The organism is Salmonella sp. SAL04202 (assembly GCF_046550775.1).
GTDB classification, from domain to species: domain Bacteria; phylum Pseudomonadota; class Gammaproteobacteria; order Enterobacterales; family Enterobacteriaceae; genus Salmonella; species Salmonella enterica.
This window is the reverse complement of record NZ_JBGDXK010000010.1, coordinates 1-13,937: the sequence shown is the minus strand read 5'-3', so window position 1 is coordinate 13,937 and position 13,937 is coordinate 1. Positions and strand designations below refer to the sequence as shown.

Genomic DNA, 13,937 nt, shown 5'->3' with positions numbered 1-13,937 from the left:
CACATGCAGCCTGAAGTATGACAGGTATACCCTGTGATAATGTTATCGCTGCCAGTTCAGATAAGTATTGGTGGTAAAGTCTTGGTAGTAAGGGATTGATATGTTTAAGATAATGGTCTGTCTGTTGGTGGGTATTCCTGCCATTTCTTATGCGCACGATTATGGGTGTGCTACGGTTGGAGCATCAATGGAGTCATCATTATTTGATGCCATAAAAAATGACCTGAATATAGATGTCGCTACTATTATAAAGGATAAAACAAAGGTAGAGATTCTTGATATCTCGCCTGTATCTAAGGTCTATGCAGAATCTCTGGCCAGGATGGATTATGAAAAAGATAAGGCCAAAAATAAAGTGGCAATATTAGATAAAAAATCCTATTTCGATAGTTACTATGAAAATCAGGTTAAATCTATCGTGGCAAAATATACCTATATTAACAAAGATAAAGAAAAAGATATTTTCATTGCATCCAGCTTCATGAATGCTGATGAGTGTTCTGTAAGATTTAATGGTTATATTACTTTATCCAGGGAATTTTAAAATATTGATTATTGGGTGGCGAGTCGAAATATAATGCAAAAATTTCTTAGTCTGCTTTTTTCCCGGCGCGCGCTGGCGATTGTGGGCGTTCTGGTTCTGGCGCTGCTGGTCTGGTTTGTCGGGCCGCTGGTGTCATTTGATACCCTGCGCCCGCTGGCCTCCGTGGGTAGCCGGGTAGTGACCATTGCCCTGTTGCTGATGCTGCTGGTACTGTGGCTGGTCAACTGGTCGATGAGTATCATCGGCATCAGTGTCCTGTGCCTGGCGATTGGCTTCGTCACACCGCTGCTGGCCCTGGGCGATGTCCATCCGTTTGCGCCGCTGTGGGTCCGCCTGACCCTGATTGGTTTCATCCTGCTGATGTACGCGCTGTACGGCCTGTATCGGCTGTGGCGTGCGCTGCGTATGGATGAACAACTGCTGCGTCGCTTCCTGCATCCGCGCGGGGAAGAGGTACCGGTGGCAGGCGAGATCAAAGCCGACCTGCGCACCGTCAACCATATTGTCACGCAGGCCATCCGGCAGCTGCGGCAGTTGCGGGTGGATATGCCTGGCTGGCGTAAAATCTTCGAGGGAAAACGCTTTCTGTATGAGCTGCCGTGGTTCATGGTGGTCGGCAGTCCCGGCGATGGCAAAACCACGGCCCTGCTGAACACCGGATTGCAGTTCCCGCTGGCGGAGCAAATGGAGCAGACCTCGCGTATCCTGACAGTGCCGGGTGGCGGCACGCTACACTGCGACTGGTGGTTTACCAACGAAGCGGTGTTGATTGATACCGCCGGACGCTACGCCCGCCACGATGACGGTGGTGAAGCGAGCGCCGCGCAGCGTAACGCCGGAGAGTGGCAGGGCTTTCTCGGTCTGCTGCGTAAACATCGCCCCGGCGCGCCGCTTAACGGCGTGCTCCTGACGCTAAACGTGGCGGATTTAACCGCACAGTCACCGGCGGAACGCCTGGCGGCCTGCGCCGCTCTGCGGGCGCGACTGGCAGAACTGCGCGAGACCCTGGGGATTCGCTTTCCGGTCTATCTGGTGGTCACCAAAATGGATTTGTTGCCGGGGTTCAGCGAGTATTTTCGCACGCTGACCAGCCATCTTCGCGCACAAATCTGGGGCTTCACGTTGCCGTACAGCCGCAGGCGAAAAGCGGGCGACCCGCAGGCGCTGCATGCCGCCTGCGCGCAGGAGCTGGCGCGCCTGACGCTGCGGTTGGATCAGGGACTGGATACCCGGTTACAGGAAGAGTACGACCTTAAAAGCCGCCAGCGGCTGTATACCTTCCCGCGTGAGTTCGCCGCCCTCGGCGAGCCGTTGCTGGAGGCTATTGAACAGATCTTCCTCGATTCAAAATTCGATGCCACGCAACTGAATAACACGCTGCGCGGGGTCTTTTTCACCAGCGCCGCGCAGGCGCAGGCCGACGCCGTGGCCGACCAGTTGAGTATCTGGCAGCGCTTTGTCCGGGCGATAAAAACCGCCCGTGGCGAATCCTCCGCCTCTCTCCCACACGCTCTGCCGGACGGCAACCGCAGCTACTTCCTGCATGACCTGCTGACACAGTTTATTTTCCGTGAAGCGCACCTGGTGGAGCCAAACCTCCAGTGGGCCTGGCGTTACCGCCTGCTGCGCCTCGGCGGGCACCTGCTGGTACTGGTGCTGGCATTCCTGTTGTGGCAGGGGATGCAGACCAGTCAGCAGACCAACGGCGACTATCTGAATGAAATCAGCGCCCGCGCGACCCGGCTGGACGGTGAAGTGAAAGCCTACACCGGTAAACCGGCGATGGCTCCCGTCCCGGCACTGCTGGACAGCGCAAGGGAACTGTCCGCCTGGCCGGAACTGGACCCGGACGCGCCGCCGCTGACCTGGCGCTACGGCCTGTACAGCGTACCGCCGGTAACCGACAGCGTGGCGTCGCTGTACAACCGCCTGCTGGATCAACTGCTGCTGCCGCCGCTGGTGAAACGGATGGAGTATGTGCTGGCGGACGCCATTGCCCGTCAGGACAGTAAAGCTGCGTATGATGCCCTGCGCATCTATCTGCTACTGAATCTGGATAAAGATCACGAAGATAAATACAACGCGGCGGAGATCCAGTCGTGGGTGATTAACGATCTGGGGAACAGCGACAGCGTGGCCGGGTTCGGCGGGCGCGCCGCCGTGCTGACGCATATCGAAGCGCTGTTTGACGGCAGCCGGGTGGTGCATTCACCGTATGAGAAAAATGAGGCACTGATCCGCCAGGCGCGGGCATTCCTCGACGGTCACACCAGTACCGAGCGTATCTATGCGCGGGCGCTGGCGGCAATGGAGAGCGAAGCGCCGCAGGAGTTCACGCTGGTACGCGCTGTGGGCGCGGATGCGGGAACGGTGTTTGTGCGTAGCAACGGCGCGCCGCTGGATCGGGGCGTGCCGGGTATTTTTACCCGTGAAGGTTACCGGGAGCTGTTCGACAAACGATTACCGGAATTTGTGGCGGCGGCGACGGCGAACGATGGCTGGGTGATGGGCCGGGAGAGTACGCCAAAAAAGCTGACTGACAGCCTGCGCAGCCAGATACCGGGGCAGGAGCAGTCTGTCGCCCGTGAAGTCCGCCGTTTGTACCTGACGGAATATGCCCGCCGCTGGCAGGATTTTCTGGACAGTATCCATAGTATCAACAGTGCCGGGGAAGAGGGCAGTTCCGGCCTGGCCTATGATTTACAGGTGCTGCGCACCCTGGCGTCGCCGGACTCACCGCTGATGCGGCTGGGAAAAGCGGTGGTGGAGCAGACCACGCTGGTGCCGCCGCCGGACCCGCAGGCCAGACAGAAACAACTGGCGCAGCGCGCATCCGGTAACGCGGGGAAAGTGGTACAGACGGCAAAACTGTTCCAGGATATTCACCCGGAAGAGCGGCTGGAAAAAACGCTGGTGGATGATCGTTTCGCCGCGCTGCGCGAGGTCATTGCCGGGCGGGCGGACGGCGGACAGAGCGGTGGTGGGACGATGCAGATCGCTTCGCTGCTGACCATGCTCAACGAGTATTACACCCAACTGACCATTGCTGATAGCGCGCTGGCGGCGGGGACGTTGCCAGCGCGCATTACTGCCGCAGACAAGTTGCAACTGGAGGCGGCGAAACTGCCTGCGCCGCTGAAAAACATCCTGCTGGATCTGACGAAGCAGGGAACGCGCAAAATCAACGCCGGGACCGGCGACGTGCTGAACACCCAGATGGAGGCGATGATGGGCGACGACTGCCGTGACGCCATCGACGGGCGCTATCCGTTCGCCGACAGCCCGCAGGAGGTCAGCGCCGAGGACTTTAACCGCATCTTCGCCAGCGGCGGCGTACTGGATGCTTTCTGGAGCAAACAACTGGCTCCGCTGGCGGACACCGCCAGCGACCCGTGGCGCTACAAACCGACCGAAGGCAACATGACGTTGCAGGGGCCGGATTTAACGCCGTTTCAGCAGGCGAAGCAGATTCGCAGCGTGTTTTTTAACAGCGAGGGCGGGAAAAAATTTTCCTGGTCGATGCAGATTAGCGTGGTGGATATGGACCCGGCCATCACGGAACTGGTGATTGATATCGACGGTCAGGTGCTGCGCTACGCCCATGGTCCGGACCGGCCCCTGAAAGTGACGTGGCCGGGACCGCGCAACGGCTCGATGGCGGAAATCACCGCCAGCCCGCGTATTCGCCAGGACACCTCAACGCTACTGACCGGCGGGCCGTGGGCGCTGTTTCATCTGCTGGACGCCGGAATGGTACAGGAAACGGCGGTGCGGGGGCGTCAACTGGTGGAATATGATTTTGACGGTCGCCGGGTGGTGCTGGAAATCACCGCCGGGCGGGATTTTAACCCGGTCAGCCGGGAGCTGTTGCAGAACTTCAGTTGTCCGGCGAGGGCGTTGTAATGCGTCGGCCAGCGGTGGTATCAGCCCCGGCGATGTTCGGCAGGCTGCCGGACCAGCGCGACTATGTGCGCTGGCGGGTGGGCGCTGAAGAGGGACGAATATGGCAGGACTGGCTGAACCGCCAGACATGGGTGGGCAGCGGGCGGCATATCGTGTTGCCGGAAGGCCAGACGACCGATGAAGAGCGTGACGGCTGGATGCACCTGTCGCCGCGTGGCGAACATGATATGCCCGCGCCGGAACACCATCCGCTGCCGTGGAGCTTTGTGATGTCGCCGGGATTTTTGCCGATGGGTGGGACGACTGACTGGCTGACCGGAGTGCTGATGGCGTCACGGGATAGCGTGGGACGCCCGTGGCCGCTGGTGATTTACCAGCGCTGCGGTCGGGAGTGGCTGGACGAGAGTTTGCAGGAGACGCAGGGCTGGCTGTACTGGCTGGCGAGGCTGGCGGCGCAGCATATCACGCCGGACACGATGCGGCGCGGGCGGCTGACCGAGCAGGTGGACCAGCTATGGGCGATGTGGCAGCCGGGGCCGTGGTGGGCGCAGTGGCTGCGCGGGTTACGACGAACATCGCAGCGCAGCCGGGAACTGACCGGGCTGCCGGATGAAGCACCGGTAGTAGAACTGCCGGGCGTGCGTTATCTGCCGTGGCCGGGCTGGCCGGGTAAGACGCTGGGGCAGGCAACACCGGGGCAAGGCTGGTTCTGGCAGCAGAACAGTGAAGGGCGGTATGTGGATGCGCTGCGACTGGTGGAGAAATAATGAACATGGTGGTTTTAAAAACACCTGCTAAGGAATGAAGAAATGGGTAATTATGATAAAGCGTGTAATAACGTGGGTGCGGTAAGATTTGTCCAGGAGCACATGAAGGTTTGTGAGATAATTGCAAAAGAGCTTGACGTACCGGTAGAGAATATACTGGGTCTTGCTGCTGCCGAAAGTCAATATGGTACAGGTCGTATTGCCAGGGAATATAATAATTACTTTTCTCTCCAGGCTCCTGCATCATTTCAGTCAGGTCGGGTTCATCCAAAGGATAGTAACAAAACTTGGGTGGCTATTTTTTCTTCGTTTTCAGTTTGTGCGCGATCTTTTGCTGTCAAGTATGGTGACGCTGTTCGGGGGAAAAAAGATGCTCTGGCCTTCTCTGAAGCTCTGGTAGCTGCTGGGTTTAATTCAGGATCTCATATTACTGGTGGTACGGATAATTACGCCAGGATAACTGCTGGAATAATTATTATGGTCGGTCGGAGAATAGCATGCCCCGTAAAATAATGCTTGTTTTTTTTCTCTTTATATCTGAGTTCTGTTATGCCCAAACGGTTGTATCTGAATTTAATTTGTCAGATATAAATCGCGGTGGAATGACGAAAGCACAGGCAGAAAAACTACTCATTATTGCACTTAAATATCAAAAATATGATTTATCGCTGGATGGCGTTTTTGTTGACGGTGATTTGCAGGATAAACACGGAAATCCTCCCCATCCGGGATATTATGATTTTAGCCTTGGTTATGATACACCGACTGCCGGAGCAATCGATTATTGGGGACTGTTTTCAGTAAGTTCTCAAACTGGTGATATATGGGAAATAAATAAATGTGAGAGAATTATATTTCCGCAGTTGCAAAAAATACAACAAGAAATAATGAAAAAAACTGGCGCGACATTTGCCAGTGAAGTGGTACAGCGCCGGGGGCTGGGCTGTACAGATGAATAGCGGGATAGTTGGATCTACCGGGCATACGTTACCTGCCAGGGCAAGGCTGGTTCTGGCAGCAGAACAGTGAAGGGCGGTATGTGGATGCGCTGCGACTGGTGGATGAAAAAAATAGAGGTCAGATGCTGTGAAAAAGTACGCTGTAGAGGTTCTGTTTATGTCTGCCTGTGCAGGAATGTTCCTGCCCGTATTTGCCTGGGGCGGAACAGATGTAAACATTGATAACCCGCTGGCGGAGTGTGTGGATATCCATCCCGTTCATCGTCAGGAAATGGATAACCTTACCATTCTGAAAACAACGGTCACACTGAAAAAAAGTACCGGTGAATGTGGCTGTTTCTCAGCATTAATCAGCTATACCAGCTTACTGGCGCAGGATGTTGAGGGTTACGGACGCGGAAGTGCATATTCCCTTCAGGAGGGGAATATCTCACTGGCGAAGATGCAGGGACGTTATCCTTTCAGCTTTGTATTATCGGTGGATAACCAGTCTGTACGGGATCAGAAGCTGGCGCTAATGATACGTTGTACACCACCGCTGTAATACACAGAATAATCAGGGAGAAGATGATGGCGGTAAGACTGACTTTTGACGGGCAAAAGCTGACATGGCCTGGTATCGGGATATTTAAGGCGACCACGGGGTTACCGGATTTACAGTGGCCAGATAAACAGTGTGTGCCGGATGCGGCGATACCGGAAGGGAATTATAAATTGTTTATTCAGTTTCAGGGGGAGGCACCGATAAGAAATGCTGCGGATTGTGATCTGGGACCATCATGGGGCTGGAGTACCATTCCGCGAGGCCAGGCTGCCGGAACATGTGAGATATACTGGGCGAACTGGGGATATAACCGTATCCGGCTGGAATCAGCGGATGAGAAGACCCGAAAAGCCTGTGGGGGCAAGCGGGGTGGTTTTTATATCCATGATTCCACCAAAGGTTACAGTCATGGTTGTATTGAAGTGGAACCGGTGTTTTTCCGTATTCTGAAACAGGAGACGGAAAAAGAAAATGGTGAAAAGACATTTACGGTTAATGTTAAGTATGTTTCTGGTCAGCAAACGAATGGTGGAACAAAACAATAATACCGTTAAAACCGGCTGAAATTATCGTGTCTGAACGTGCTGTGGTTGACAAGGATTACAATGGTGGCCAGATAAGTAATGAGCACCAATGATAAAGTATATGGCTGGCGGTGTGCTGGTTATTAATCAAATTTCTATAAAATGCAATGCGAATCTGGTAAGCGTAATAAAAATAAAATCATAATATTGTTATGTTCATTTCCTTATTTATGTAATTCAGTATTTATGTTATGTGCTAATTTTTGTGTTTTTATTTTCATGGCTCTTGTCAGCAATATACCCTGTTCTTCTGGTAAATATTTAAATATAACAGGCTGGTTGCATTATAAAGTGCGGGGCACTGTTTCCTGACGGTGAGTCTATTTATTTTAATCCGGTATTAAAGGAGTCACTACCATGAGTTTTGTATCCACAAATAATAAATCCGGTATGGGAGGGCTGACGACAACCACGCCGCCGATAACCGGAGAAAGTGGCGGTGTCACCGCAGATTCAGTCGCCGGAAGCGTGGCAGATGCGGCGGAAGCCGCTGTGGAACAGGCTGCGGGATCGCTATTTGGCGCATTGCCGGAGCCATCAGGGCTGGTGAAAGCCGCGGTGGCAGCGGCGCAGGCCGCCGCCGCCGCAGGTATGGCGCAGGATGCGGTATCGGCCATCGTCTCTGCTGTTGCAGGCGGGCCGGGGGCGCATAATGTGACGGTCAGCGGCAGCGCCGTACCGCCGGGCGCATTACTGTTCGCCAGCCTGGACGGCGGCGAAACATTAAGTGAACTGTTCAGCTATGTGGTACAGCTAAAAACGCCCGACACCCTGAATCTGGGCTATGTCTCCCCGGCGGCCAACCTGCCGCTCAAACCGATGGTGGGCAAAGATCTGTGCGTCAACATCGAACTGGATGGTGGCGGTAAACGACATATCAGCGGGCTGGTCACGGCGGCGCGGGTGGTGGGCCATGAAGGGCGTTCGGTTACCTATGAGCTGCGTATGGAGCCGTGGCTGAAACTGCTGACCCATACCAGCGACTACAAAGCATTCCAGAATAAAACCGTGGTGGATATTCTGGATGAGGTTCTGGCGGAATACCCCTACCCGGTGGAAAAGCGGCTGGTGGAAAGCTACCCGGTACGTACCTGGCAGGTGCAGTACGGTGAAACTGATTTTGATTTTCTTCAGCGACTGATGCAGGAGTGGGGCATCTACTGGTGGTTTGAGCACAGCGAGGACAGCCACACGCTGGTGCTGGCGGATGCCATCAGCGCCCACAAAGCATGTCCGGACTCGCCGCTGGTCGAGTGGCACCAGGAAGGGCTGAAGCTGGACAAGGAGTTTATCCACACTATCACGGCAAACGAGAGTCTGCGGACTGGCCAGTGGGTGCTGGATGATTTCGATTTTACGAAGCCACGTTCATTGCTGGCAAACACCGTGGCAAACCCGCGTGAAACCGGTCATGCCACCTACGAGCATTATGAGTGGCCGGGAGACTACTTCGACAAGAGTGAAGGCGAGATGCTGACGCGCATTCGTATGGAAGCGCAGCGCAGCCCCGGCAGTCGGGTGCTGGGGGGAGGGAATATCCGCACACTCATGACCGGTTATACCTTCACGCTGGAAAACTATCCCACCGCCGAAGTCAATCAGGAATACCTGCTGATGCAGACCTTGCTGTTTGTACAGGACAACGCGCAGCACAGCGGGCAGGACCAGCACTTTACCTTTTCCACCCGTTTTGAACTGCACCCCACCCGCGAGGTGTTCCGCCCGCAGCGGACGGTGAGCAAACCTCACACCAAAGGGCCGCAGAGCGCCATCGTCACCGGCCCGGCGGGCCATGAAATCTGGACGGATCAGTACGGGCGGGTAAAGGTACAGTTTGGTTGGGATCGCTACGGCAAAATGGATGAAAACAGCTCCTGCTGGATACGCGTCAGCTACCCGTGGGCGGGCAAAGGCTTCGGGATGATCCAGATCCCGCGTATCGGCCAGGAAGTGCTGGTGGATTTCAAAAACGGCGATCCGGATCTGCCGATCATCGTGGGGCGTACCTACAACCAGGACACCATGCCGCCGTGGGGACTGCCGGGCGCGGCAACACAGAGCGGGATATACAGCCACACTATCGGCGGCGGACCGACCAATGCCAACGCTCTGCGTTTTGAAGATAAACCCGGTAGTGAAGAGGTCTGGCTACATGCTGAAAAAGATCAGCGTATTGAAGTTAATAATAATGAAAGTCACTGGGTGGGGAATAATCGGGTTAAGGTCATTGATCAGTCAGAAATAGCCACTATTGGCGCTGTCCGCGACCATAAAGTTCAGTATGACGATACCTCTCTGGCCGGAGGAAATAAAACCATTCAGACGGTAAAAGAGTTATATCTGGCAGCGGGTGATTCTATTACTCTGAGTTGTGGTGACACCGTTCTGTACATGAGCAGTAAGGGGGAATTTTACGTAACCTGTAAAACGTTCAATATTACTGCAACAGATGCCGATGGTCAGATTAATACTATAAAAGGGCAGCTGGATTTAAATATGGATAAAAGAGAACCCAAAGTGGGAACATTTGGTGAGTCAGAAAAAACAGCAATGGCAGCAGTAATTAAGGAAACTTTCCCACCCAAAGAATAGTTTTTATTTTAGTGCCGGACTTATCAACACTTTCAGACCAAAAAGGATTTTATATAATCATGACGAACTATTATATCAACGAAGCCATCTTGAGTTTCTCCGGTAATATATCCCAGGACAGCACCCTCAATATGATCCGCCTGAGCGATCCGGATGCGGCGCTGATTATCAGCCGCGGCAAAATGCAGGACGGTGATGAACTGGCGTCCCAGGTTGAACAACAGATGAAAAAACTGGAAAAGCAGGTTAAGGAACTGCGTTATACGCCAGCACAGGTTGTCCGGCTGGGTATTGACGGGAAAATGGAAGGGCTGGAAATACAGAGTCAGTTCATCCGGGGTAATGAGCATGTATATCAGTACCAGGCGGTATTTGTGCTACAGAGCAGCCGGGTAATGATGGCCCTGACCTATGCCCGCTCAACAGCGTTAACCGAAGCGGATAGGGTGCGCTGGGCGGATATCAAAAAGAATCTGCGTTTCAGGTTGGACCCGGAAAACACGGCAACCGGACAATAACACAGGGAGTGTGGTATGGGAGAAGCATTCTGGGCGGCAAGGGAAGGCGACGCGCTGCTGCATACGTCCTTTCTGGCAGATCTGGTGGGCAGTGCGCTGGAATTCGCCATCAATGCGGTTATTGATTTTGCGGCACTGGCTGTTGTGGCGCTGGCGACGGGGGCTACGGTGGCAACGCTGGGATGCAGCGCTGTATTACTTGTGGGGACCGTGGTCGGCGCGACGATGTTGCTGAGTGGCGCCGGGGAGAAAATCAGTAAAGCCTGTGAAGACATAGCCAACAGCCTTTTTCCGCCGAAAATTGAGGGATATATCCTGACCGGCTCAGGCGACACCCGGATTAACAGCAAACGGGCGGCGCGGGCGGCGGCAACGGCATTATCACGCCATGATGTGGAAACCCTGGACGCGCAGGCGCAGGCAGAGGCAGAAGAAGAAAAACGCAGGCAGGACGCCAAATCAATGTGGGATGTGGCCGGGGAATATCTGGATGCAGTAAAAGGCCGGGCAGAGAATATGGCTAAGGGCGTCGTTTCCGTGGTGAGCCGGATGGGATCAGCGGAAGGATGGGCCTCGCTGGGAAATGATGCTCTGGCAGAGGCGGGCGATATGCTTTCCGACACGGGCCACTTTATTTCAGAGATGTGGCAGCCCACGGTGGCAACGGCATATCCGGGGTCTGACCCGAAACAGGATGATAAAATCGACTGCCACAAACATCCCTCTTCATTCACCCAGTTTATGGCGCAGAAACTGCAGGCGCTGACGGATGACCCGGTGGGGACGGTACTGGGGGCGATGAACACTTTCGATGTGCTGGAAGCCGGTTTTCAGGCGGCAAGCGCGCTTATCGGCAGCGTGTCGAACCTGTTCAAAGGCGACGATGAGCCGCCCGCAGCAGAATATATCGCCGAAGGGACGCGGGATGTGCGTATCAACAGCCAGCCTGCGGCGCGCAGCGGGGTACGCTGTACCTGCGATGCAAAAGTGGTGGATGAGCCTGAGAACGGCGTACATGTATCCGGTGATGTACGTATCGGCGGGCCGCTTCTGGTGGTACGGGATATCAAAAGCGGTAAGTCACAAATAACCCTGGTGACCACCATTGCGCTGACGTTCATGCAGCCCGGACGGGCGTCAGCTAAAAGTGCCTGCTTTATGATGGGATTGGGCATTAACATGATGGTTCAGAAGGCGGGGAGTGCGCTGAACCGCCCGGTAAACGCCGCCACCGGAGCCAAGTACCTGGCAGGCGATGATGACGTTGATTTCAGTCTGCCCGGCCACTTCCCGCTGGAGTGGCAGCGGACCTACAGCAGCCGTGATGAACGGACGGAGGGGATGTTCGGGCGGGGCTGGAGCGTGCTGTATGAAGTGTGCCTGGAGCGTACGCCGGACAACCCGGATGAAAACTGCATGACGTATGTATCCCCAATGGGACGGCGAATTGACCTGCAGGCGGTGGAGCCGGGGAGCGGTTTTTACAGCCCCGGCGAGGGGCTGGCAGTGCGGCGCAGCGAACAGGGCCACTGGCTTATCAGCAGTGATGACGGCGTGTACAGGCTGTTTGAAGCGGACCCGCTCAGCCCACAGCGTCGGCGGCTGAAAATGCTGGGCGACCGCAACAGTAACTGCCAGCACCTGACCTACGACAACCACGGGCGTCTGGTGGAAATCAGCGGCGATCGGCAGCGCCCCTGCATCCGGCTGCACTATGAGCTGGCAGCGCACCCGCAGCGCGTGACGCGCATCTTCCGCCATTACCCGGAAGGGGAGCCGGAGCTGCTGCGGCGTTACCGCTACGATGAGGCGGGGCGGCTGAACGGGGTGGTGGACAACGCAGGTCAGTATCAGCGCGAGTTTGCGTACGACGACAACGACTGCATGACGATGCACCGGGAGCCGGGCGGCGAACGGTATTACTACTCCTGGGCGTGGTTTGAAGGCCCGGACGATGCGGCGTGGCGGGTGACGGGCCATCATACGGACAGCGGCGAGCAGTACCGTCTGGACTGGAATCTGGCAGAACGTTCGCTGTGCGTGACGGATAGTCTGGGGCGTACGCGCTGCCACTGGTGGGATGCGCAGGGCCTGGTGACGGCGTACCGGGACGAGGCCGGGCAGATGACCACTTTCCGCTGGAGCGATGAAGAGCGGTTACTGCTGGGGATGACGGACGCGCAGGGCGGCAAATGGCGTTATGTCTATGACCGTCTCGGCCACCTGACGGAGACGCATGACCCGCTGGGCCGGGTTGAGCAGACGCAGTGGCATCCGGTGTGGCACCAGCCGGAAACGGAGGTGGATGCCGCGGGGGCGGCGTGGCGTTATGAGTATGATGAGCGGGGCAACCTGCAGGCGGTCAGCGACCCGCTGCACCAGCGCACGGTATACGGGTATGACCGGCACGGCCAGGTGGTGCGGATAACCGACGCGCGGGGCGGAGATAAATACCTGCAGTGGAACGAAGACGGGCAGCTTATGCGCCACACGGACTGTTCTGGCTCGCAGACGGCATGGTTTTATGATGAACGCACGCGGCTGGAAAGGGTGACGGACGCGGAGAGTAACAGTACGCGTTACAGCTATGACGGCAACGGACATCTGACGGAGGTCATGTTCGCGGACGGGCGTACGGAGCGTTACCAGCCGGATGCGGCGGGACGGCTGGTGAAATACACCAGCCCGGCAGGGCAGATAACACGCTGGCAGCGGGACGGCCAGGGGCGGGTGCGCAGGCAGACGGATGCGACGGGTCGCAGAACGGCGTATGAGTACGACGCTTACGGGCGGCTGACCACGCTCACGAACGAGAACGGGGAAAGCTACCGGTTCCGGTACGATGTTCTGGACCGGGTGACGGAACAGACGGACCCCGGCGGCAGCCGCCGGGTATACGGGTATAACGCGCTGAATGCGGTGACGGCAGTGATATACGGCGGGGAGCGCGGGGGCGAAATCCGCCACGGTCTGGAGCGTGATGCGGCGGGGAGGCTGACGGCGAAAATCACGCCGGAGACGCGCACGAAATACCGGTACGACGCGGCGGACCGTCTGCTGGAAATCCGCCGCAGGCGGCATGATGCGGCGGAAGGCGGAGAGCCGGAAGTTATCCGGTTCAGCTACGACAGTGCGGGTAACCTGCTGAGCGAGGAGACGGCGCAGGGCGTGCTGCAGCACCGGTACGATGTTCAGGGCAACCGCACAGAAACGCAGATGCCGGACGGGCGGACGCTGCGGTACCTGTACTACGGGAGCGGCCATCTTCAGCAAATCAACCTGGGGCGTGATGTCATCAGCGAGTTCACGCGCGACCACCTGCACCGTGAGGTGCAGCGGAGCCAGGGGCGGCTGGACACGCGGCGGATGTACGACCGGACGGGCCGGTTAACGCGGAAACTGACCTGTAAAGGAATGCGCGGCGTGGTGCCGGAGACGTTTATTGACCAGGAATATGCGTACAGCGGCCAGGATGAGCTGCTGAAAAAGCGGCACAGCCGGCAGGGGGTGACGGATTATTTTTACG

10 protein-coding genes and 1 pseudogene are annotated in these 13,937 nt (G+C 56.3%); all 11 read left to right on the top strand.

Annotation, left to right across the window (positions count from 1 at the left end; genetic code table 11):
* Positions 1 to 112: 112 nt before the first annotated feature.
* Positions 113 to 544, top strand: a complete 432-nt coding sequence (gene sciR / locus ACLJQJ_RS22560) for a Shiga-like toxin A subunit SciR (RefSeq protein ID WP_023166851.1) — start codon at positions 113 to 115, stop codon at positions 542 to 544.
* A gap of 33 nt (positions 545 to 577) precedes the next feature.
* Positions 578 to 4,447 (top strand): Type VI secretion protein IcmF, encoded by a 3,870-nt coding sequence (gene icmF, locus ACLJQJ_RS22555; RefSeq protein WP_063809608.1) that lies wholly within the window; start codon positions 578 to 580, stop codon positions 4,445 to 4,447.
* The gene (locus ACLJQJ_RS22550) at positions 4,447 to 5,214 is read left to right on the top strand and encodes a TagF domain-containing protein (RefSeq protein WP_001254130.1); all 768 of its coding nucleotides are present in this window, start codon (positions 4,447 to 4,449) and stop codon (positions 5,212 to 5,214) included. Before icmF ends, ACLJQJ_RS22550 begins: the two co-directional genes overlap by 1 nt.
* Before the next feature lie 42 nt (positions 5,215 to 5,256).
* Positions 5,257 to 5,727, top strand: coding sequence for a glucosaminidase domain-containing protein (locus tag ACLJQJ_RS22545; protein ID WP_000528843.1), 471 nt, complete (start codon positions 5,257 to 5,259; stop codon positions 5,725 to 5,727).
* Positions 5,712 to 6,173, top strand: coding sequence for a hypothetical protein (locus ACLJQJ_RS22540; protein ID WP_063809607.1), 462 nt, complete (start codon positions 5,712 to 5,714; stop codon positions 6,171 to 6,173). The genes ACLJQJ_RS22545 and ACLJQJ_RS22540 overlap by 16 nt, the downstream gene beginning before the upstream one ends.
* Before the next feature lie 8 nt (positions 6,174 to 6,181).
* Positions 6,182 to 6,304: pseudogene (locus ACLJQJ_RS22535) on the top strand (cytoplasmic protein); the annotation flags it as partial.
* Positions 6,301 to 6,717, top strand: a complete 417-nt coding sequence (locus ACLJQJ_RS22530; RefSeq protein ID WP_000759645.1) for a DUF2195 family protein — start codon at positions 6,301 to 6,303, stop codon at positions 6,715 to 6,717. The pseudogene ACLJQJ_RS22535 and the gene ACLJQJ_RS22530, both read left to right, overlap by 4 nt.
* Positions 6,718 to 6,740: 23 nt before the next feature.
* Positions 6,741 to 7,262 carry a DUF2778 domain-containing protein gene (locus tag ACLJQJ_RS22525; protein WP_000968384.1) on the top strand — a complete coding sequence of 174 codons (522 nt, stop codon included), beginning with the start codon at positions 6,741 to 6,743 and terminating at the stop codon, positions 7,260 to 7,262.
* A gap of 396 nt (positions 7,263 to 7,658) precedes the next feature.
* The gene (locus tag ACLJQJ_RS22520) at positions 7,659 to 9,893 is read left to right on the top strand and encodes a type VI secretion system Vgr family protein (protein ID WP_063809606.1); all 2,235 of its coding nucleotides are present in this window, start codon (positions 7,659 to 7,661) and stop codon (positions 9,891 to 9,893) included.
* Positions 9,894 to 9,952: 59 nt separating this feature from the next.
* Positions 9,953 to 10,411 (top strand): DcrB-related protein, encoded by a 459-nt coding sequence (locus tag ACLJQJ_RS22515; protein WP_023993995.1) that lies wholly within the window; start codon positions 9,953 to 9,955, stop codon positions 10,409 to 10,411.
* A gap of 15 nt (positions 10,412 to 10,426) precedes the next feature.
* The coding region (locus tag ACLJQJ_RS22510; protein WP_240872418.1) for a DUF6531 domain-containing protein at positions 10,427 to 13,937 on the top strand (3,511 nt) is incomplete at its 3' end.

Bases quoted from the DNA above. Each gene is read 5' to 3' on its own strand.
- ACLJQJ_RS22550 (WP_001254130.1), top strand. From the start codon at position 4,447: ATGCGTCGGCCAGCGGTGGTATCAGCCCCGGCGATGTTCGGCAGGCTG.
- ACLJQJ_RS22540 (WP_063809607.1), top strand. From the start codon at position 5,712: ATGCCCCGTAAAATAATGCTTGTTTTTTTTCTCTTTATATCTGAGTTC.
- sciR (WP_023166851.1), top strand. From the start codon at position 113: ATGGTCTGTCTGTTGGTGGGTATTCCTGCCATTTCTTATGCGCACGAT.
- ACLJQJ_RS22525 (WP_000968384.1), top strand. From the start codon at position 6,741: ATGATGGCGGTAAGACTGACTTTTGACGGGCAAAAGCTGACATGGCCT.
- ACLJQJ_RS22520 (WP_063809606.1), top strand. From the start codon at position 7,659: ATGAGTTTTGTATCCACAAATAATAAATCCGGTATGGGAGGGCTGACG.
- icmF (WP_063809608.1), top strand. From the start codon at position 578: ATGCAAAAATTTCTTAGTCTGCTTTTTTCCCGGCGCGCGCTGGCGATT.
- ACLJQJ_RS22515 (WP_023993995.1), top strand. From the start codon at position 9,953: ATGACGAACTATTATATCAACGAAGCCATCTTGAGTTTCTCCGGTAAT.
- ACLJQJ_RS22545 (WP_000528843.1), top strand. From the start codon at position 5,257: ATGGGTAATTATGATAAAGCGTGTAATAACGTGGGTGCGGTAAGATTT.